Annotated in this window: 14 protein-coding genes and 2 rRNA genes (1 of these 16 only partly in view); 8 read left to right on the top strand and 8 right to left on the bottom strand. The window is 38.8% G+C overall.

Features of this window, described 5'->3' with window-relative positions; all coding sequences use genetic code 11:
* Window positions 1-1,029 (top strand): 23S ribosomal RNA (locus EHE21_RS17055) (it extends 1,874 nt beyond the left edge of the window).
* Window positions 1,030-1,146: 117 nt separating this feature from the next.
* Window positions 1,147-1,262, top strand: a 5S ribosomal RNA gene (gene rrf, locus EHE21_RS17050).
* Window positions 1,263-1,378: 116 nt separating this feature from the next.
* On the opposite strand, the gene idi is transcribed toward rrf, so the two are convergent.
* Together idi and EHE21_RS17040 are read right to left on the bottom strand one after the other, a co-directional pair.
* A complete protein-coding gene (gene idi / locus EHE21_RS17045; RefSeq protein WP_088494403.1) occupies window positions 1,379-1,915 on the bottom strand; it encodes an isopentenyl-diphosphate Delta-isomerase in 537 nt (178 codons plus the stop codon).
* Window positions 1,916-2,049: 134 nt separating this feature from the next.
* A complete protein-coding gene (locus EHE21_RS17040) occupies window positions 2,050-2,694 on the bottom strand; it encodes an epoxyqueuosine reductase QueH (RefSeq protein WP_194951347.1) in 645 nt (214 codons plus the stop codon).
* 252 nt (window positions 2,695-2,946) lie between these two features.
* Here EHE21_RS17040 and EHE21_RS17035 point away from each other — a divergent pair, with 252 nt between their 5' ends.
* Entirely contained in the window at window positions 2,947-4,050 is a 1,104-nt protein-coding gene (locus EHE21_RS17035) for a glycerol dehydrogenase (RefSeq protein ID WP_194951346.1), read from the top strand.
* A gap of 56 nt (window positions 4,051-4,106) precedes the next feature.
* Here the strand turns inward: EHE21_RS17035 and metA are convergent, their stop codons facing one another.
* Complete coding sequence (gene metA / locus EHE21_RS17030; protein WP_194951345.1) at window positions 4,107-5,036, bottom strand: homoserine O-acetyltransferase MetA; 930 nt, start codon at window positions 5,034-5,036, stop codon at window positions 4,107-4,109.
* Between the two features lie 339 nt (window positions 5,037-5,375).
* On the opposite strand from metA, the gene aceB reads away from it, so the two are divergent.
* From aceB to aceK, 3 genes are all read left to right on the top strand, one after another.
* Window positions 5,376-6,968: a malate synthase A gene (aceB, locus tag EHE21_RS17025; protein WP_194951344.1), complete on the top strand. Its 1,593-nt coding sequence runs from the start codon at window positions 5,376-5,378 to the stop codon at window positions 6,966-6,968.
* 72 nt (window positions 6,969-7,040) lie between these two features.
* Window positions 7,041-8,348, top strand: a complete 1,308-nt coding sequence (aceA, locus tag EHE21_RS17020; protein WP_072065199.1) for an isocitrate lyase — start codon at window positions 7,041-7,043, stop codon at window positions 8,346-8,348.
* Window positions 8,349-8,418: 70 nt separating this feature from the next.
* Window positions 8,419-10,128, top strand: coding sequence for a bifunctional isocitrate dehydrogenase kinase/phosphatase (aceK, locus tag EHE21_RS17015; RefSeq protein ID WP_416384070.1), 1,710 nt, complete (start codon window positions 8,419-8,421; stop codon window positions 10,126-10,128).
* A gap of 89 nt (window positions 10,129-10,217) precedes the next feature.
* Here the strand turns inward: aceK and EHE21_RS17010 are convergent, their stop codons facing one another.
* The 3 genes from EHE21_RS17010 to iclR all read right to left on the bottom strand — a co-directional run bounded on the left by EHE21_RS17010 (window position 10,218) and on the right by iclR (window position 13,935).
* Window positions 10,218-10,859 carry a bifunctional 4-hydroxy-2-oxoglutarate aldolase/2-dehydro-3-deoxy-phosphogluconate aldolase gene (locus EHE21_RS17010; RefSeq protein ID WP_194951342.1) on the bottom strand — a complete coding sequence of 214 codons (642 nt, stop codon included), beginning with the start codon at window positions 10,857-10,859 and terminating at the stop codon, window positions 10,218-10,220.
* Window positions 10,860-10,936: 77 nt separating this feature from the next.
* The gene (edd, locus tag EHE21_RS17005; protein WP_194951341.1) at window positions 10,937-12,793 is read right to left on the bottom strand and encodes a phosphogluconate dehydratase; all 1,857 of its coding nucleotides are present in this window, start codon (window positions 12,791-12,793) and stop codon (window positions 10,937-10,939) included.
* Between the two features lie 305 nt (window positions 12,794-13,098).
* Entirely contained in the window at window positions 13,099-13,935 is an 837-nt protein-coding gene (gene iclR / locus EHE21_RS17000; protein WP_075673076.1) for a glyoxylate bypass operon transcriptional repressor IclR, read from the bottom strand.
* Between the two features lie 255 nt (window positions 13,936-14,190).
* On the opposite strand from iclR, the gene metH reads away from it, so the two are divergent.
* Together metH and EHE21_RS16990 are read left to right on the top strand one after the other, a co-directional pair.
* Entirely contained in the window at window positions 14,191-17,868 is a 3,678-nt protein-coding gene (gene metH / locus EHE21_RS16995; protein WP_194951340.1) for a methionine synthase, read from the top strand.
* Between the two features lie 132 nt (window positions 17,869-18,000).
* Complete coding sequence (locus EHE21_RS16990) at window positions 18,001-18,579, top strand: hypothetical protein (RefSeq protein ID WP_228766708.1); 579 nt, start codon at window positions 18,001-18,003, stop codon at window positions 18,577-18,579.
* Window positions 18,580-18,646: 67 nt separating this feature from the next.
* Here the strand turns inward: EHE21_RS16990 and EHE21_RS16985 are convergent, their stop codons facing one another.
* Both EHE21_RS16985 and lysC read right to left on the bottom strand, forming a co-directional pair.
* Window positions 18,647-19,462, bottom strand: coding sequence for a hypothetical protein (locus tag EHE21_RS16985; protein ID WP_194951339.1), 816 nt, complete (start codon window positions 19,460-19,462; stop codon window positions 18,647-18,649).
* Between the two features lie 150 nt (window positions 19,463-19,612).
* A complete protein-coding gene (gene lysC / locus EHE21_RS16980; protein ID WP_194951338.1) occupies window positions 19,613-20,992 on the bottom strand; it encodes a lysine-sensitive aspartokinase 3 in 1,380 nt (459 codons plus the stop codon).
* Window positions 20,993-21,168 lie beyond the last annotated feature (176 nt).

The following is a 21,168-nucleotide window of genomic DNA, read 5'->3' as shown; positions in this document are numbered from 1 at the left end:
AAGCTCTTGATCGAAGCCCCAGTAAACGGCGGCCGTAACTATAACGGTCCTAAGGTAGCGAAATTCCTTGTCGGGTAAGTTCCGACCTGCACGAATGGCGTAATGATGGCCAGGCTGTCTCCACCCGAGACTCAGTGAAATTGAACTCGCTGTGAAGATGCAGTGTACCCGCGGCAAGACGGAAAGACCCCGTGAACCTTTACTATAGCTTGACACTGAACATTGAGCCTTGATGTGTAGGATAGGTGGGAGACTATGAAGTGTGGACGCCAGTCTGCATGGAGTCAACCTTGAAATACCACCCTTTAACGTTTGATGTTCTAACCTAGGTCCATAATCTGGATCGGGGACCGTGTCTGGTGGGTAGTTTGACTGGGGCGGTCTCCTCCTAAAGAGTAACGGAGGAGCACGAAGGTTGGCTAAGCATGGTCGGACATCATGCGGTTAGTGCAAAGGCATAAGCCAGCTTGACTGTGAGAGTGACGGCTCGAGCAGGTACGAAAGTAGGTCTTAGTGATCCGGTGGTTCTGAATGGAAGGGCCATCGCTCAACGGATAAAAGGTACTCCGGGGATAACAGGCTGATACCGCCCAAGAGTTCATATCGACGGCGGTGTTTGGCACCTCGATGTCGGCTCATCACATCCTGGGGCTGAAGTAGGTCCCAAGGGTATGGCTGTTCGCCATTTAAAGTGGTACGCGAGCTGGGTTTAGAACGTCGTGAGACAGTTCGGTCCCTATCTGCCGTGGGCGTTGGAAGATTGAGAGGGGTTGCTCCTAGTACGAGAGGACCGGAGTGAACGCACCACTGGTGTTCGGGTTGTCATGCCAATGGCATTGCCCGGTAGCTAAGTGCGGAAGAGATAACCGCTGAAAGCATCTAAGCGGGAAACTTGCCTCGAGATGAGTCTTCCCTGTCACCTTGAGTGACCTAAAGGAACGTTTAAGACTAAGACGTTGATAGGCTGGGTGTGTAAGCGTAGCGATACGTTGAGCTAACCAGTACTAATGAACCGTGAGGCTTAACCTGACAACACCGAAGGTGTTTTGTCTGAGAGACGAACAGTAGATGAAGTAGGCTTGTTTAAGATTGAATATTGCTGGTTATGACGAGAAATCGATGTAACGGGTAATAAAACCGAATTTGCTTGGCGGCCATAGCGCAGCGGACCCACCTGAATCCATGCCGAACTCAGAAGTGAAACGTTGTAGCGCCGATGGTAGTGTGGGGTCTCCCCATGTGAGAGTAGGGAACTGCCAGGCATTAAATAAGACGAGAAAGCCAACCCAATGGGTTGGCTTTTTTGCGTTTGGTTTTTTTTATAGCTTAAAAAACACGAGTCGCTTGTTTTATATTTAGGCTGTTAATAAGATAATTGCTAAATAATACCTTGGCTCCAACGAGAAAATTGCTCAATTCCCATTCGATTTAATATATAACGAAACCAAACACTGTAATTTTGTGCATTCTCTTCAATATCTTGATAAAGAGAATCGAGAGAGATCCAGCGATAATTCATCACTTCATCTGGATTGCTATGTGGTAATTCGTTACTAAACCCAAGAAATAGGTGATCAAATTCATGCTCTATCAGATCATCTGTCACTTTTTCGTTATACAGAATGGTTCCAATAGATTGCATATCACATTTCATACCTAATTCTTCATCTAAACGACGATGAATGGCATCTGAAAGTAATTCGTTTGGAAGCGGGTGACTACAACATGTATTTGCCCATAACCCACCAGAGTGATATTTAGATATTGCACGTTGCTGAATAAGTAATTGCTGTTTTGAATTAAAAATAAATATTGAAAAGGCTCGATGTAAGGCGCCTACAATATGAGCTTCAAGCTTTGGCATTGTTCCCAGCTCATTATCATTTTTATCTACGAGAATGACAGCGTCTTCCACAAGAAATCACCTTAATAAAATAATATATTGTTATAGCGTGAATATAACATGACTGTATATCAAATAACGATTTATTGTGTTGTTCTTTTTATGGCATCACAGGAATGATGCCTAGAATAAAAGGAAAGGAAGATCTAAGGGGTATAATATTGAACACCAATCTTAATAAGTTCTCTACCTTGTGATTTGCGATGCTTATTTGTATCTCTTAATGAATAAATACAGCCGCAATATTCTTGTTGGTAAAATTGTTCGCGTTTACTTATTTCGATCATTCTGGCAGAGCCCCCTTTTTTACGCCAATTATAATCCCAATAAAGCATATTAGGATAAGGTGCTACGGCTCTTTCACCACAGCCATTTATCTGTTTCATATCTTTCCAACGAGAGATCCCAAGTGAACTGGAAATAACAGAAAAACCATTTTCAGCGGCATAAAGGGCTGTTCTTTCAAAGCGCATATCAAAACACATTGTGCATCGAATACCACGTTCAGGTTCTTTTTCCATTCCTTTCGCTCTTTCAAACCAATTATCAGTATCATAATCAGCATCAACAAAAGGAATATTATGTTTTTTAGCAAAACGAATATTCTCTTCCTTACGAATTAAATACTCTTTTTGGGGATGAATATTGGGGTTATAGAAAAAGATAGTGTAATCAATACCTGAAGCTTGTAATGCTTCCATGACCTCTCCAGAACAAGGGGCACAGCAAGAGTGTAGTAAAAGCTTATTTGCATTTGCAGGTAATGTGAGCTTTTCTCGTATAAGAGTCATCGATGATCCTAAATAGTATTATTTTAGTTGTAAAATGATGCCTTTATTATAGTAATAAATACGTAGATAATCTGCTTTTTTAAAATTATTTAAAAATAACTATTTGTTTTATATAAATTAAAAATAATAAACGAAAATGATTTAGGTAATGACTATCAGAGAGTTTACTAGATTCATATTATGATGAGAGGTAAGATGAAATACTAATTCTGCTACTGTTTGTAGCAAAATCTAAAATAAAGGAATTTAGTTATGTCATCTATATTACCTCGCTCTGTAACCTCGCCAAAAAAATTCTTTATTGGTAGCCAATTACTGTCTTCTGTCGGTAAATACGTAAAAGATTTTGGTGATAACGCATTTATTATTAGTGATGAGTTTTTTTTAGAAAAAGTAACTAAAGAAGCAGTTCCTTCTCTAAAAGAAAATGGCATTGTTTCACTGGTTGAAAAATTTAATTACGAATGTACTGAAGCGGAAGTTAATCGCCTAGGTAAAATTGCCGTTGAAAATAAAGCGAATGTTATTATTGGTATTGGGGGCGGTAAGACATTAGATGTGTCTAAAGCTGTTGCTTATTATCAGCACATTCCTGTTATTTTATTCCCAACTATCGCTTCAACTGATGCTCCTTGTACTGCATTGTCTGTGCTATATAAAGAAAATGGTGAGTTTGATAAATATTTATTCTTACCACAAAACCCTGATGTTGTTATCGCAGACACCGCGATTATCGCATCAGCACCACAACGCTTTTTCTCAGCAGGCGTTGGTGATGCACTAGCAACTTACTTTGAAGCACGTGCTTGTTATCAAGCTGACGGCTTAAATTTAGTCAATCAACGCCCATCGCGTACAGGTCTTGGTTTAGCACAACTTTGCTTTGAGATGTTAAGTGAAAATATTGATAAAGCTATGGATGCTATTCGCCATAAAATTACCACTCCTGCATTAGAGCAAACTATTGAAGCAACAATCTACTTAAGTGGTGTTGGCGCTGAAGCAGGTGGTTTAGCAGCTGCTCACGCAGTAAATAATGGTATGTCTGCAGTCGAGTCTTTACACCGTGTCCAACATGGTGAAAAAGTAGTATTCGGTTTATTAACTCAATTAGTGTTAGAAAATGCACCACAAGAAGAAATTGATGAAGTGATCCGTATTATTAAAGCGGCAGAATTACCACTGACACTTGAAGATATGGGCATGAAAGAATTCATTGAAAGCGAATGGCGTACTGTTGCTAAAATTGCCTGTGCTGAAGGTGACACTATGGGCAATATGCCAATGAAAGTGACTGAGGAAGATGTTTATAATGCAATGATTGCAGCTAACGCATTGGCTCATCGTTATAAATAATTCTTAGCTTGGCAAATGATTATCTTAAAACCCCAAATAGATTTTGGGGTTTTTCTTTAATCTAATGTTGGATTCATTTGGGCAAGATCGAACGGTGTTATCTGATAAACATAGTAGTTCAACCAATTAGCAAACAATAAATGCCCATGACTACGCCAAGAAGCGATAGGTTTTTTACTCGGATCATTATTAGGAAAATAGTTTTCTGGTAATTGAGGTTCTAGTCCTGCTTTAACATCACGATGATATTCATCTGCTAGTGTATTGGGATCGTATTCAGGGTGCCCCGTTGCAAAGACAACTCGCTTATCTTTTGATGCAAATAAATAAGCGCCAGCTTTTTCTGAAGTCGCAAGGATCTCCAAATCAGTATTATTTTGAATAAAGTCGATAGGAAAACCAGCATAACGAGAATGTGGAGCAAAGAAAGTCTCATCAAATCCGCGTGTTAACAGTGATAATGGTGAGCAAGTGTTATGACTATATACGCCTGAAATTTTTTGTTCTAGCGTATATTTAGGTAGGTCATATAAGATATTCAATCCAGCTTGAGCCGCCCAACAAATAAAGAGTGTAGAAGTAACATGCTCTTTAGCCCATGTAATCACTTCTTTTATTTCATCCCAATAAGCCACATCTTCAAATTCAACTAATCCTAAAGGTGCGCCAGTGACAATAAGACCATCGAAATTTTGCTCTTTAATTTGGTCAAAATCACAATAGAAAGTATCGAGATGCTCTACAGGCGTATTTTTAGGAATACGCGAGTCAATACGCAATAATTGAATATCAATTTGAAGAGGGCTATTCGAAAGCAATCGCAGAAATTGATTTTCTGTTTCTATTTTCTTTGGCATTAAATTAAGGATAAGCACTTTTAAAGGGCGAATGTCTTGAATACTCGCTCTACTGGATGTCATAACAAAGACATTCTCTTTTTGTAAACAACTGACTGCGGGTAGCTCATCGGGTACTCTAATTGGCATTTCAATAACCTCTAAAAACATCTAGACATCTAGAAGCCTAAATTTAGCTAATAACCTTTTGAATGTCGAGGTCTTCATGTTGTGTATGAAGAATATTCATATAAGAAAAAGCTATATAGCCAAAATCATCAAGCATTAACATTCCTTTTCTCTGTTTATTATCGATCTCTTCCAGATCCCTCGAGTTATTTTTGAAATTTTGATTTTTGTACAATAAAAAAACACCGATGTAATCACATTGTTAAAAATTATTTAAATAAAAATGGAATTCATTTTTGATTTTTGTAAAAACTGCATTAGTCTTAATCAGGTGTGCAAAAGCTTTTAGGGGAATGCAGAATGTCACAATCGTTAACTACAGAAGAATTAAATTTTACGCAATCTTTTGGTGAACAGGAAAAAGAGATATTAAATCATGATGTTAAATTGTTTTTGACTGATTTGGTAAATCACTTTTCAGATAGACGCCATGCTTTATTAGCTGAAAGGGATAGCTGGAAACACAGAGTTGATAATGGCGAGCTTCCTGATTTTATTTCGGAATCGGATTCCATTATAAAATCGGAATGGAAAGTTAATCCTATACCGAAAGATCTTCAAGACCGTCGTGTTGAAATAACGGGACCTGTTGATCGCAAAATGGTCATCAATGCATTAAATGCCAACGTAAAAGTCTTTATGGCAGATTTTGAAGATTCCTTAGCGCCTACATGGGATAAAGTGATCGATGGTCAAATCAATTTGCGTGATGCCGTAAAAGGCACTATTTCTTATACCAATGAACAAGGCAAATGTTATCAGCTTAAAGCGTCACCTGCGGTATTGATTGCCAGAGTAAGAGGTCTCCACCTTCCTGAAAAACATGTGTTATGGCAAGGCAAGCCTATCGCAGGGGGATTATTTGATTTTGCTCTGTATTTTTACCATAACCACAAAGCTTTATTAGAAAAAGGGAGTGGTCCTTATTTTTACATTCCTAAATTGCAAACATGGCAAGAGGCTAAATGGTGGAGTGATGTTTTTCATTTCACTGAAAAGCGCTTTGGTTTAGCAGTAGGAACCATTAAAGCCACGGTATTAATTGAAACTTTACCTGCTGTTTTCCAAATGGAAGAAATTCTATTCCATATGAAAGAGCATATTGTTGGACTTAACTGTGGTCGTTGGGATTATATTTTTAGTTATATCAAGACATTAAAAAATTATCCTGATCGTGTATTACCCGATAGACAAGGGATCACGATGACTCAACCTTTCTTAAGTGCTTATTCGCGTTTACTGATCCAGACTTGCCATAAACGTGGTGCTTTTGCGATGGGTGGAATGTCTGCGTTTATTCCAAGTCGAGATCCAGAGCAAAACGGCATTATTTTGAAAAAAGTATTTGATGATAAAGAGCTTGAAGCAACAAATGGCCATGATGGTACTTGGATTGCTCATCCTGGTCTTGCTGAAACAGTATTGTCTGCTTTTGATGCCGTATTAGGGGCTCGCTCAAATCAACTCGATGTACAACGTAATGAAAAAATAACAGCAGAAATGTTATTAGCACCTTGTACAGGTGAACGTACAGAAAAGGGCATGAGAGCTAATATCCGCGTTGCTGTGCAATATATCGAGGCTTGGATTTCGGGTAATGGTTGCGTACCTATCTATGGATTAATGGAAGATGCGGCAACAGCAGAAATATCGCGTACCTCTATTTGGCAATGGATCCGCCATCAGAAAACACTGTCTGATGGGCAAGTCGTGACTAAAGATCTCTTTCGTAACATGCTGAAAGAAGAGCTTGAAGTCATACGCCAAGAAGTCGGTGACACTCGTTTTGAAGAAGGTCGTTTTAAAGAAGCGGCTTCTTTGATGGATAAGATCACAACCCAAGATGAATTAGTCGATTTTCTAACTTTACCGGGTTACCAACTTTTAAATTAAAAAAGATACGTCAAAACGTATTTATAAACTGCAAACATCATCACTACTACCGTATTTATAGGAGCTGTTTTTATGACTATTAGTAGATCAGAGCAAATCGCCCAATTAGAGAAAGAGTGGGAACAACCTCGCTGGAAAGGCATTACCCGCCCTTATAGCGCTGAAGATGTCATTAAATTAAGAGGTTCGGTTAACCCAGAACATACCTTAGCAAGACGTGGCGCTCAAAGGCTTTGGTCATCATTAAATGGAAAATCGAAGAAAGGTTATGTTAATGCATTAGGTGCTTTAACGGGTGGACAAGCGTTGCAACAAGCAAAGGCAGGATTAGAGGCTGTTTATCTTTCAGGGTGGCAAGTGGCAGCTGATGCTAACACAGCAGCAAGTATGTACCCTGATCAATCTTTATATCCAGTCGATTCTGTTCCTAATGTTGTTCAGCGTATCAATAATACGTTTAGACGAGCTGATCAAATTCAGTGGTCAAATGGTATTGGTCCTCAACATAAAGATTATATTGATTTTTTCCTTCCCATTGTGGCTGATGCTGAAGCAGGTTTTGGTGGCGTATTAAATGCCTTTGAATTAATGAAAGCGATGATCGAAGCTGGAGCTGCGGGTGTTCACTTTGAAGATCAGCTAGCGGCAGTAAAAAAATGTGGGCATATGGGAGGAAAAGTATTAGTTCCAACCCAAGAAGCAGTACAAAAGCTGGTCGCTGCGCGTTTAGCGGCTGATGTGTCTGATGTGCCGACTCTGTTGGTTGCAAGAACAGATGCCGATGCTGCCGATCTTTTAACTTCAGATTGCGATCCTTATGATAGCTCGTTCTTAACTGGAGAACGTACACCTGAAGGTTTCTTCTGTACTCATGCGGGGATTGATCAAGCTATTAGTCGTGGTCTTGCTTATGCACCTTATGCCGATTTGGTGTGGTGTGAAACATCACTCCCGGATCTGAAAATGGCAGCGAAGTTTGCAGAAGCTATTCATGATAAATATCCCGGAAAAATGCTGGCTTATAACTGTTCGCCTTCCTTTAACTGGAAAAAGAATCTTGATGATCGCACGATTGCGCATTTCCAAGATGAGCTTTCTGCGATGGGCTATAAATTCCAGTTTATTACTTTGGCTGGCATTCACAGCATGTGGTTCAACATGTTCGATCTGGCACATGATTATGCCAAGGGCGAAGGTATGAAACATTATGTTGAGAAAGTACAAGAAAAAGAGTTTGCCGCACTTAATCAAGGCTATACCTTCTCATCGCATCAACAAGAGGTGGGAACTGGGTATTTCGATAAAGTAACGACGATCATTCAAGGTGGTATGTCTTCTGTAACAGCACTAACAGGCTCAACAGAAGAGCAACAATTCTAAGATCCCAAAATATCATTATCTGTTTTTGTGGTGATAATTCAGGAGCAGGATGCTCCTCTTTTTCGTGAGGTTGTTAATGACGCCAGAAGATTTGATTGCTCAAACAATTTTACAAGGCTTTGATGCCCAATATGGTCGCTTTCTGGAGATAACGTCAGGGGCACAATATCGTTTTGAGCAAGCAGATTGGCATGGTGTCCAAATAGCGATGAAAGAGCGCATCCGTTTATACGACAATCATGTTGGATTAGTGGTTGAGCAACTTAAATGTATTCGACATGATATTGATAAAGAAAGTCTTTTTCTACAACAGGTGAAAGAGAATTATACGCAATTATTGCCCAATTACCCTCGATTTGAGATTGCCGAAAGCTTTTTTAATTCTGTTTATTGCCGTCTGTTTTACCATCGTGAATTGAATAAAAAGAATCTTTTTGTTTTCTCATCACAACCGGCTTATCGCTTTACACAAGCGCCTCGACCGTTATCAAAGCAGTTTGTTATTCAAAGTGATTTACCGACATTACTGCAAGATATTTTGTCACGCTTACCTTTGCGACTACCGTGGCAAAATAAACAACGCGATATTCACTCTATTTGTAATGTACTTACTGCTCAGTTTTCTTCTGAACAATTGCACAATGCGGTATTTCATATCGCAAACGAACTTTTTTATCGTAATAAAGCGGCTTGGTTGATAGGCAAAATAGTGATTGATGATCAATATATTCCGTTCTTATTGCCCATTCATAATATTGAGCAGCAATTACTGATTGATACCTGCCTTATCTCTGCGGATGAAGCGAGTATTGTTTTTGGTTTTGCGCGTTCTTATTTTATGGTTTATGCCCCATTTCCTGCGGCATTAGTTGCTTGGTTAAGAGATATATTACCGGGTAAATCTATTGCTGAGCTTTATATGTCTATTGGATGCCAAAAGCACGGAAAAACAGAATATTACCGTGAATATCTTGCCTTTATGAATTTTTCATCAGAGCAATTTATTGAAGCGCCGGGTGTAAAAGGTATGGTGATGTTGGTATTTACGTTACCAACGTATGATCGTGTTTTTAAAGTAATCAAAGATAAGTTTGCACCCCAAAAAACGATCACTGCAGAGCGAGTAAAAGAGTGCTATCAGTTGGTTAAAGAACACGATCGTGTTGGACGAATGGCAGATACCCAAGAGTTTGAGAACTTTGTGATCGATAAGAAAAGAATTAGTCCTGAATTAATGACGATCCTTAAACAAGAGATCCCCAATAAGTTGGAAGATCTAGGTGATAAAATACTGATCCGCCATCTTTATATGGAACGTAGAATGATACCGCTCAATATCTATATGGAGCAGTGCGATGAAAATCAACTTAAAGCGGTTGTTGAAGATTATGGGCAAGCGTTGAAAGAGCTTATTGCGGCAAATATTTTTCCCGGCGATATGCTGTTTAAAAACTTTGGTGTGACTCGGCACCATCGTGTGATTTTCTATGACTACGATGAAATTAGTTATATGACAGATATGAATTTTCGCGCTATCCCGCCAGCTCGTTATCCTGAAGATGAATTAGCAAGTGAGCCTTGGTATAGCGTTGCCCTCAATGATGTATTTCCTGAAGAGTTTCGTTATTTTTTATGTAGTGATAAGCGAGTTTGCCACTATTTTGAAGCTCAACATAGTGAGCTTTTATCACCAGAATATTGGCAGCAACAACAGCAAAAAATTAAAGAAGGGTATATCGAAGATGTTTATGCCTATTCTCAATCGAAGCGATTTACTTAATAAATAGCCCTGAGAAAAGATAAAAATAAAGGTAGGTACAAGGGGATACCTACCTTTATTGGATAAAACCTATTTTTATACAGAGATAATTAACGTTGAGTACCAGCGACGGCTTCTTTAGCTAATTCAGTAATACGTTGGAAATCACCTGCTTTCACGGCATCATTAGGCACTAACCAAGAGCCACCAATACAAAGCACACTTTCAAGTGCGAGGTAATTACGGTAGTTTTCTGGTGAAATACCGCCAGTTGGGCAGAAGCGGACTTTTGAGAATGGACCTGCAATTGCTTTTAATGCCTTAACTCCACCATTAGCTTCCGCAGGGAAAAATTTAAATTCATTTAACCCGTAGCTCATTCCTAGCATTAATTCAGACACTGTTGAAATACCCGGAATTAAAGGAATAGTACCTGCAACGGCTGATTTGAGTAATGCTTCTGTTAATCCTGGGCTGATAGCAAATTGAGCACCAGCTTCAGTGACTTGCGCTAATTGTTGAGGGTTAATTACTGTACCTGCGCCCACAATGGCTTCAGGAACTTCTTTGGCAATACGGCGGATCGCCTCAATTGCACATTCTGTACGTAATGTCACTTCTAAAACTTTTACACCACCGGCGACTAAAGCTTTTGCAACAGGGACAGCATCATCAATATTGTTGATAACAATAACAGGAACAACAGGCCCTGATTTTAGTACAGACTCTGCACTTGTATTCCAATGATCCATGATTGTATTTCCTAATCAGAAAGTGGTGAGCAAATGAATTTGATCTGCTCCTCGTTAAGCCTCAAAACTTGCCTACATTAAAAATCAATGCAACAAGCACCTTGTTCAGCACCTGATAAATGACGGCGTAAATTAACGAATAACTCACGACCACAGCCTGTATTATTGGCACTTAAATCAGGAATTTCATCTTGGCGAGCATTTAATGTTTGCTCATCGACAAGCAACGTTAACTCACCTGTTTTACCATTAACGCGAATAATATCACCATCACGCACTTTGGATAGTAAACCACCATTTACAGCTTCAGGTGTAACATGAATTGCAGCGGGTACTTTACCTGAAGCCCCTGAAAGTCGGCCATCTGTAACTAATGCTACTTTATAGCCTTTATCCATTAATACACCCAAAGGTGGCATAAGTTTATGTAATTCAGGCATACCATTCGCTTGTGGTCCTTGATAACGTACAACAACCACACAATCTTTATTTAGCTCACCGGCTTCAAACTTAGCAGCAATATCATGTTGGCTATTAAACACAACAGCAGGAGCTTCGATAATTCTATTTTCATTAGGTACCGCAGAGGTTTTCATTACTGCTCTACCTAAATTACCTTGCATCACTTGTGTGCCACCATGTGATGAGAATGGGGTATTAATATCCGCAATCACATCTTTATCTAAAGAGCTTATAGCGCCTTCACGCCAATCAAGTTTACCGTTATTTAACCAAGGCTCTAGGGTATAACGCTCAATACCAAATCCTGCAACAGTGTTCACATCACGATGAATTAAGCCTTTTTTCAGTAGCTCGCGAATAATCAGTGCAATGCCACCGGCTGCTTGAAATTGGTTAATATCGGCAGGACCATTAGGATAAATGCGTGCAATAAGAGGAACAACTTGCGATAGTTCAGAAAAATCATCCCAATTAATAATAATACCTGCCGCGCGTGCCATTGCGACTAAATGCATGGTTAGATTAGTTGAACCACCGGTTGTTAGCAGCGCAATAATGCCGTTAACAATAACTTTTTCATCAACTAATTTGCCGATAGGAAGATAATTACCTGAGTTTTCTGTTAAGCGTACAATTTGATTTGCTGCCGCATCTGTTAATGCATCACGTAGTGGTGTATCTGGATGGACAAAAGAAGCGCCGGGTAAATGTAATCCCATCATTTCCATGACCATTTGATTAGAGTTTGCTGTACCGTAAAAAGTACAGGTTCCAATGCTATGATAAGACGCGGCTTCAGCTTCTAATAAAGCATTACGATCAACCTTACCTTCGGCATAAAGTTGGCGAATACGAACTTTTTCTTTGTTCGGCAAACCGCTAGTCATAGGACCTGCTGGAACAAAAATAGCAGGAAGATGACCAAAAGAGAGAGCCGCCATAGTCAGCCCGGGAACAATTTTATCGCAGATCCCTAAATAGAGCGCGCCATCAAACATATTATGGGACAAACCGACAGCCGCTGACATTGCAATAACATCACGGCTAAGGAGCGACAACTCCATACCATCTTGACCCTGAGTGACACCATCGCACATTGCAGGAACACCACCTGCCACTTGTCCTACTGCGCCAACAGCATGTAATGCCGCTTTAATTTTTTGAGGATAATCTTCATACGGCTTATGAGCCGACAACATATCATTGTAAGCAGTGATAATGGCGATATCATTATGAACCATATTTTTCAGGCGATTTTTATCTTCAGCCTGACAAGCAGCAAAACCATGAGCCAAATTACCGCAAGCCAATTGAGCACGATGCACGGTTTGGCTTTTTGCTGTTTCAATTTTTTTCAGATAAGCACGACGAGTCGCTTGTGAACGAGCAATAATGCGCTCAGTCACCTGTTTTACTGTCTCGTTAAGAGGGACAAAGTCGTTCTGAATTGGGTCATGATTTTTAGGGTTCATAATGATGCTTCCTTAATTCACACAAGGGTGATGAGCGTTACTATTAGCTTTAGAAAAAGAATATTTAAATTCGCCATAGTATTTGTTACCGGTAACATTGTTACGGGTAACAAGAAGAGTTGCAATACTCTTAATACGTCTTAAACAACATCTGTGATCGACATCAATTTTTTCAGGTGATAAATAACAGTTTTTTAATATTTGATGGGAATAGAGAGGGAAAAGTCGGTTTTTTACAAAGCTGAATCGTTTTATTTTGGAAAATACCTTCCTTGTTGTTGATGACAAGGAAGGCAAAAATAGGATTAACTTTTTACACCACCGTATTCACGGCTAATTTGTTTTGCTGCTTTGATAACCATCGCACCTAATTCAGTGATACGTGAATCTGTCATTCTGGAAACAGGTCCCGAAAGTGAAATAGCCGCAAAAGGTTGGTGGTGTTCATCATAAATACAAGCACCAATACAGCGAAGACCTAAAGCATGTTCTTCATCATCGAAAGAAAAACCTTGTTTACGAGCTTGCTCTAAATTTTCTTTTAGAGATGAAGGGAGTGTTCGAGTGTGAGGTGTATAAGCCATTAAGCCTTTTTTCTGGAGCAAAGGCAGTAATTTATTTTCTGGCAAAGTAGAAAGGAACGCTTTACCAGCACCAGATGCATGCATTGGTAATTTACCACCAATAGGTGCTGACATTCTCATTAGTGCATTACATTGCACTTGATCGACAATCACTGCATCAAATTCAATTTGGTCAAGAATAGCCAGATTAACGGTTTCGCCAGAGTCTTCCATCAATTGACGTAAAATAGGATGCACCATGACCAAAAGATTACGAGTTTGTAGAAAACTACTACCAACAATAAAGGCGTGTGTTCCTACAACCCATAAGCCTAAATCCCCGACTTGGCGGACAAAACCATGCTGTTGAAGTGTGGTGAGTAGGCGGTGTGTTGTGGAATTAGGTAATCCGGCTTGAAAGGCAAGATCTGTTAGGGCGATACCACCCGGAGATTCGGAAATATATTCCAATAATGTCAGTCCACGGCTTAATGACTGAACAGGGCCTCCTTGTGCGGTGCTTTGAGTGGCAGTTGTTTTCGTCTTACGCACTTTTTTATTTGTAGGGGAAACTGTCATGCATACACTCCAGAAATGCTATCCATATTAATATCTATTATGAACTATCTGGTGTAATAAAACTCCTCCGATCACTGCATTTTTCAAAACAAAATGTGTGATAAGAAATATTTATTAAAAGCATTTATCACTGAGTGAAAATCTCTCATCTTCGTCTTAGAAATCTTTGCAAAAAGATATGGTAGGATAAAAAAACAACGAAATAACAATAAAGAAAAACAAGCACAAAAGCATTCTCGATTAAGAGGAAACAACGTGGCAAACATAAAACAACAACTGGTGGAAGCATTAGGAAAACGTATCTTAGTACTTGATGGCGCAATGGGTACGATGATCCAGCAATATCAACTTACAGAAGCCGATTATCGAGGTGAGCGTTTTGCTGATTGGGATTGTGATGTTAAAGGGAATAATGACCTTTTAGTCTTAACACAACCTCAGATTATTGCAGATATACATGATGCTTATTTTCAAGCTGGTGCTGATATCGTTGAAACTAACACTTTTAACTCAACGTCCATTGCGATGGCTGATTATCACATGGAATCGCTCTGTTTTGAGCTGAACGAAGAGGCGGCAAAATTAGCGAAAGCCTGTGCAGATAAATGGAGTGATTTAACACCGAATAAACCTCGCTATGTAGCGGGTGTTTTGGGACCAACAAATAGAACAGCATCCATATCTCCTGACGTTAATGATCCCGCTTTTCGTAATGTTTCATTTGATAAGCTGGTGGAAGCTTATCGAGAAGCAACGCGCGGGTTAATTAAAGGCGGTGCTGATTTAATTATGGTCGAAACTATTTTCGACACACTAAATGCGAAAGCGGCTATTTTTGCGATAAAATGTGAGTTTGAATCGCTCAATATTGAATTGCCTGTGATGATCTCTGGCACCATTACAGATGCTTCAGGAAGAACCTTAACGGGTCAAACAACAGAAGCGTTTTACCACTCTTTACGCCATGCCGATGCGCTCTCATTTGGTTTAAACTGTGCGTTGGGTCCTAAAGAATTACGTCAATATATTCAAACGCTCTCACAAATTTCTGAAACTTATGTCAGTGCTCACCCTAATGCGGGGTTGCCTAACGCATTTGGAGGCTATGATTTAGATGCCCAAGAAATGGCTGAACAAATTAAGGAGTGGGCACTAGCTGGTTTTCTCAATATTGTGGGTGGGTGCTGCGGAACAACACCTGCGCATATTCTCGCCATTTCACAAGCGGTAGAAGGTATTACACCAAGAAAATTACCTTCCTTAAAAAAAGCCTGTCGCCTTTCAGGTCTTGAACCGTTAGTCATTGATGAAAATTCACTGTTTGTGAATGTGGGAGAGCGAACCAATGTCACAGGTTCTGCTAAATTTAAGCGCTTGATAAAGGAGGGTAATTATCAAGAAGCATTAGATGTTGCACGTCAGCAAGTTGAAAATGGTGCCCAAATCATCGATATCAACATGGACGAAGGCATGTTAGATGCTGTTGAAGCCATGACACGTTTTCTTAACCTTATTGCTGGTGAGCCTGATATTGCTAAAGTGCCAGTGATGATTGACTCCTCTAAATGGGAAGTGATTGAAGAAGGCTTAAAATGTATTCAAGGCAAAGGAATTGTTAACTCCATTTCGATGAAAGAAGGGGAAATACCGTTTCTTGAACATGCTAAATTGGTGCGTAAATACGGTGCGGCTGTTGTCGTTATGGCGTTTGATGAAGTCGGACAGGCAGATACTCGAGAGCGCAAAATCGAAATTTGCCGTCGAGCTTATCAGTTATTAACAGAGCAAGCAGGTTTTCCACCTGAAGATATTATTTTTGATCCTAATATATTTGCCGTCGCAACCGGAATTGCAGAGCATAATAATTATGCCGTTGATTTTATTGAAGTCTGTGCAGATATTAAATCTCAACTACCTTATGCCTTAATTTCTGGTGGGGTATCTAACGTTTCATTCTCATTTCGGGGTAACGATCCTGTTCGTGAAGCGATCCACTCTGTTTTTCTTTATTACGCCGTAAAAAATGGCATGGATATGGGGATTGTAAATGCAGGGCAACTTGCTATTTACTACTCATTACCTGATGAACTGCGTAATGCAGTTGAAGACGTTATTTTAAATCGCCACGAAGAAAGTACAGACAACTTATTGGCATTGGCAGAGCGTTATCGTGGCACCAAAAGTGATGAACAAAATCACCAGCTTGCTGAGTGGCGACAATGGAATGTAGAGAAACGGCTAGAGTACGCATTAGTTAAAGGGATCACCGAATTTATTGTTGAAGATACAGAAGCGTGTCGCCAACAAGCATCAAGCCCGATTGAAGTGATTGAAGGGCCATTGATGAATGGCATGAATACTGTGGGTGATCTGTTTGGTGAAGGTAAAATGTTTTTACCTCAAGTTGTGAAATCAGCAAGAGTGATGAAACAAGCTGTTGCTTATCTTGAGCCTTATATTCAGGCCTCCAAGCAAGCAGGCTCTTCCGCGGGTAAGGTCTTACTGGCTACGGTAAAAGGTGATGTTCACGATATTGGTAAAAATATCGTGGGTGTTGTTTTGCAGTGTAATAACTATGAGATCATCGATCTTGGTGTGATGGTGCCTTGTGACAAGATCCTACAAACCGCGATTGATGAAAAAGTCGATATTATTGGCCTTTCAGGGCTGATCACGCCATCACTTGATGAGATGGTGAATGTTGCTAAAGAGATGGAAAGACGCGGTTTTTCTTTACCCTTAATGATTGGTGGAGCAACAACCTCTAAAGCGCATACCGCAGTAAAAATAGAGCCGAATTACAGCCATCCTACCGTTTATGTACAAAATGCATCGAGAACCGTAGGTGTTGTTGCGGCACTATTATCTGAAACACAAAAAGCCGATTTTGTTGCTAAAACGCGTCGTGAATATGAAGTCGTGCGCCAGCAATACGCCAGAAAAAAACCTCGTACTCCACCTGTTTCTTTAGAGGTTGCACGAAAAAATGCCCTACACATTGATTGGCAAAATTACACACCGCCAAAGCCCAATCAATTAGGCGTGCAGGAAATTACCGCCAGCATCGAAATATTACGTGAATATATCGACTGGACGCCTTTCTTTATGACTTGGTCTCTAGCGGGTAAATATCCTCGTATTTTAGAAGATGACGTGGTTGGTGAAGAAGCAAAACGTGTATTTGCTGATGCAAATACAATGCTGGATAAATTAAGCCGTGAAAAATTATTAACACCTAAAGGAATTATGGGGATCTTCCCTGCCAATCGTCAGGGTGATGATATTGTGATTTATCAAGATGAAAGTCGTCAACAAGTGCTTTTGCAAAGCTGTCATTTACGCCAACAAACTGAGAAAAATGATTTTCCTAATTACTGTTTAGCCGATTTTATTGCACCTGTTGAAAGTGGTATTGCTGATTATTTTGGGGCTTTTGCCGTCACAGGCGGATTAGAAGAAGATGCTCTCGCCAATACTTATGATAATGCCCATGATGATTACAATAAAATTATGGTAAAAGCGTTATCAGATAGACTAGCAGAAGCATTTGCGGAATACCTTCATCAACAAGTGAGAACAAATATTTGGGGTTATAGCCCTGATGAAAAACTCTCTAATGACGAACTTATTCGAGAAAAATATCAAGGAACACGACCTGCACCGGGATATCCTGCCTGTCCAGAGCACACAGAAAAAGCAAAAATTTGGCAATTACTCGATGTTGAAAATCGCATTGGCATGAAACTGACAGATGCTTATGCCATGTGGCCCGGTGCTTCAGTATCGGGTTGGTATTTTAGTCATCCTGAAAGTAAATATTTCGCGGTTGCTCAAATTCAAAAAGATCAGGTTGAAGATTATGCTAAACGCCGAGGAATGAGTGTAAGTGAGGTTGAACGTTGGTTAGCGCCGAATTTAGGATATGAGTCTTAGTTTATTGTCATTTCAGATCTCAATAATGTAATAAATAGTGAGGGGATAGCAATATCCCCTTGTTATTTTCACTGGTCGATCCCATTAAAGATGTTTAAGCTGTGAACCTGTATCAGAAAAAAGGATATTACAATGAACTATACTTTGTACCTTCAGAAAACCCCACCTGCTGGCGTTGAAGTGCCATTTCCTTCTTTAGCAAAAGGAAATTATCCATTAAGTGAAGTTTTAATTAATGCTTTTTTAAATCTGATGCAACTCACAGGAAGCTTAGATACGGATGCTATTTTAGATGAAAAAGCATTCGATAAAGTTTGGTTGAAAGCCGAAATGACACCAGCACGAATTGAAGAGGTTGGTGACTATATTTATCATAAAATTCCTACTTCTCCTGAACCGGTTGAGGAAGAAATCATTTTATTTAAACAGGCGATGAAAGAAGAAGAAGCATTATTAGCCAAAGAGAGTGAGAAAGAAGGAAATCTTCCTATTCATAAATTTGCTACAAATGATGGTTGGATAGTGACGCCAAAAGAGTGTGAAATAATCGCTTCTACATTGACAAAAAAACTACTTGAAGAAAATCATGTATTTGTTGAACAGCTTGCAAAAATGTCACATCTTGCACATCGTTCTTTAGAAATTGCTTTGATTGATTTTGGTAAATTTAATCAATTTGCTAAGAAATATGGCGGTTATCGGGTTTATTAAATTATTAAAAAATAGGCTTCTAAAAAGAAGCCTATTAGAAAAATTTAGTTTGGATTTATTTAAAAGATTAATTAATTTTTGAGTTCACTTCTTTTAATTTATCTAGATGATAGTTTAACATATTTAAAATTTTATCATCAGATAATTTAAAATGGCGATCACTAAGTATGTCTAATTCTTTTCCATATCTGTGAGTAATATTCTTCATGTCTTCAATAAATTTATTTAGATTATTGTCATATTTTTGAAGTTCTTCTATATATTTTCTGATTTCAGTAAGGTTCGTTAAATCTTCATTTTTAATTTCATGGCTATTTATTTTGTCAAGAATTTCGGATTTGTGTTTATTATATTCATTTGTTTTTTTAAGGATGTTTTCATCATCAATGCTTTTAAGTTTTTTTGTTATTCCTTGAAAATATTGATAATGCAAATTAATAGACTCTTTTAATATTTTATTAGCCTCTTTTATTCTATTAAATAACTCGTCTTTAATTGTCAAAAGGGTTTCTTTTTTATTTATTTCACTTTCTTGGCTTATTTTTTTTATATTTTCTTTTTCAAGTTTATTTAGTAGTGTGTTGTATTGTCCTATTGCAAAAATATTTTTATTCTTACACATGTTATTTATTTTCATTATTGATTCAATACATTGTTGATCTAATAAAGAACTATCTTTTATATCATTAGACGAAGTCTTATTTAACTCAATATTTTTTAAAATAGAGAGTGTGTTTTTCTCTGCTATTGTATAACTTTGATTTGAGTTTTCGACCGAGGAAAGCTGATTTTTTATTTTTTTTAAAGTATCATCTGCGTTAGAGTACGTTACTTTTTCTGCATTGTTTTTTATAGAATTACAAAGATTATCATAAATTTTCATTTTTTATTACTCCATTAATAAAGTTAGATTTTGATTCTAATTATTATTAAATGAAGTTCTTTAAAGCTTACACCTTTTCAGTAATAAAGGTTGAATTTTGAGAGAGATAAAATTTTATCTCTCTTCTATATATTGATAATTAGTTATTAATTAAAACAAAGTATCATGCAATTTACGCACAATATTATCCGCATCTTTGCCATCAACTAATAAACATAAATTATGAGTACTTGCACCGTGGCTAATCATACGAATATTGTAATTTTCTAATGTGCCGAAAATCTTAATACCTAAACCATTTACCTGTGAAAGAGAGTTACCAATCACGGCAACTAACGCCAGATCTTCTTCTACTTCAACACGGCATAATGCAGAAAGCTCGGTTAATAAGGCATTCGTTAATAAACTGCCTGATGAATTTGTTGTACCCGTTGTATCGAGGGTTAAAGCAATACTGACTTCAGATGTTGTTATCACATCAACCGAAATATGATGGCGCGATAAAATGGTGAAAATTTCAGCCAAGAAACCACGCGCATGAAGCATTTTCAGGCTATGTAACGTGAGCAATGTTTGCTTTCTACGCAGTGCGATCGCACGGAATACAGGTGGATTTTCTGTTTGTGCACAAACTAAAGTACCGCCTTCTTCGGGAGCTTTGCTTGAGCCAACAAACACCGGAATGCCACTACGAACTGCAGGCAATAATGTCGCAGGGTGTAATATTTTAGCGCCAAAGGTTGCCATTTCAGCTGCTTCATTAAAGGCGATCTGATCGATACGATGTGCTTCTGGCACTATTCTTGGATCAGTGCTGTAAATGCCGGGTACATCCGTCCAGATATCGACACGAGACATTCCCAGTGCTTCACCAATCAAGGCGGCTGTATAGTCGCTACCGCCACGACCTAGTGTTGTGGTTCTGCCTTTTGGCTCTTGACCAATAAAACCTTGCGTTACAATAACTGTTTCTTCTAGGCGAGGTTGAATAAGGCTTTTTGTGAGCTCAGTGAGTTGTGCCATATCAGGTTCAGCGTGACAAAATAGATCATTCGTTTTCATCACTTTTCTAACATCAAACCAATCTGCCTGTATGCCTTTTTCACGCAATAATTCAACGAAAAGTAAAGTTGACATTAATTCGCCATGACTGACAAGCTCATCAGTTAATGCGTCAGAAGTTGCTAATGCTGCTGCTTCAGAAAGCATCTCAATATTTTCAAGTAGGCGATTTATTTCTTGGGAAATAATTTCTGGCTGAGAAAGCTGGTTGATAATCGCGTATTCAATATCACGAACTTGTGAGAGTAAAGCTTCTCGTTGTGAAGGTTCAGTACCTGCTGCAAGTTCAATCAATAAATTAGTAATTCCCGCAGATGCCGAAAGAACGACGACACGAACTGACTTTTGTTTAAGAATAATATCTGCACATTTTTCCATTGCTGAAAAGTTAGCAACACTCGTGCCACCAAATTTAGCGATAGTGTATGGCGATGATGAAGATGAAGGCGTAGCAGTATTATCAGTCATTGTCGTATTCCTTTAGGCAAAAATGAGATGTTGGACACACTTAGGAATATCGGTTATTAAGTAGAGAGTCAATGCAGAGTGAAGAATAATCAATTTAATTAATAATCAGCTCCGCATTATCGGTTTTACCTATGTAAGTAATTAGTACTAGATTTGTTGAATGGTTTTGACCAATA

Source organism: Proteus sp. GOKU (assembly GCF_015475555.1).
GTDB lineage: Bacteria > Pseudomonadota > Gammaproteobacteria > Enterobacterales > Enterobacteriaceae > Proteus > Proteus mirabilis_B.
The sequence above is the reverse complement of the archived record's forward strand: the minus strand, read 5'-3'. Positions and strand labels throughout refer to the sequence as shown.

Bases quoted from the DNA above. Each gene is read 5' to 3' on its own strand.
- EHE21_RS17040 (WP_194951347.1), bottom strand. From the start codon at position 2,694: ATGACTCTTATACGAGAAAAGCTCACATTACCTGCAAATGCAAATAAG.
- EHE21_RS17035 (WP_194951346.1), top strand. From the start codon at position 2,947: ATGTCATCTATATTACCTCGCTCTGTAACCTCGCCAAAAAAATTCTTT.
- metA (WP_194951345.1), bottom strand. From the start codon at position 5,036: ATGCCAATTAGAGTACCCGATGAGCTACCCGCAGTCAGTTGTTTACAA.
- aceB (WP_194951344.1), top strand. From the start codon at position 5,376: ATGTCACAATCGTTAACTACAGAAGAATTAAATTTTACGCAATCTTTT.
- aceA (WP_072065199.1), top strand. From the start codon at position 7,041: ATGACTATTAGTAGATCAGAGCAAATCGCCCAATTAGAGAAAGAGTGG.
- EHE21_RS17010 (WP_194951342.1), bottom strand. From the start codon at position 10,859: ATGGATCATTGGAATACAAGTGCAGAGTCTGTACTAAAATCAGGGCCT.
- edd (WP_194951341.1), bottom strand. From the start codon at position 12,793: ATGAACCCTAAAAATCATGACCCAATTCAGAACGACTTTGTCCCTCTT.
- iclR (WP_075673076.1), bottom strand. From the start codon at position 13,935: ATGACAGTTTCCCCTACAAATAAAAAAGTGCGTAAGACGAAAACAACT.
- EHE21_RS16990 (WP_228766708.1), top strand. From the start codon at position 18,001: ATGAACTATACTTTGTACCTTCAGAAAACCCCACCTGCTGGCGTTGAA.
- EHE21_RS16985 (WP_194951339.1), bottom strand. From the start codon at position 19,462: ATGAAAATTTATGATAATCTTTGTAATTCTATAAAAAACAATGCAGAA.
- lysC (WP_194951338.1), bottom strand. From the start codon at position 20,992: ATGACTGATAATACTGCTACGCCTTCATCTTCATCATCGCCATACACT.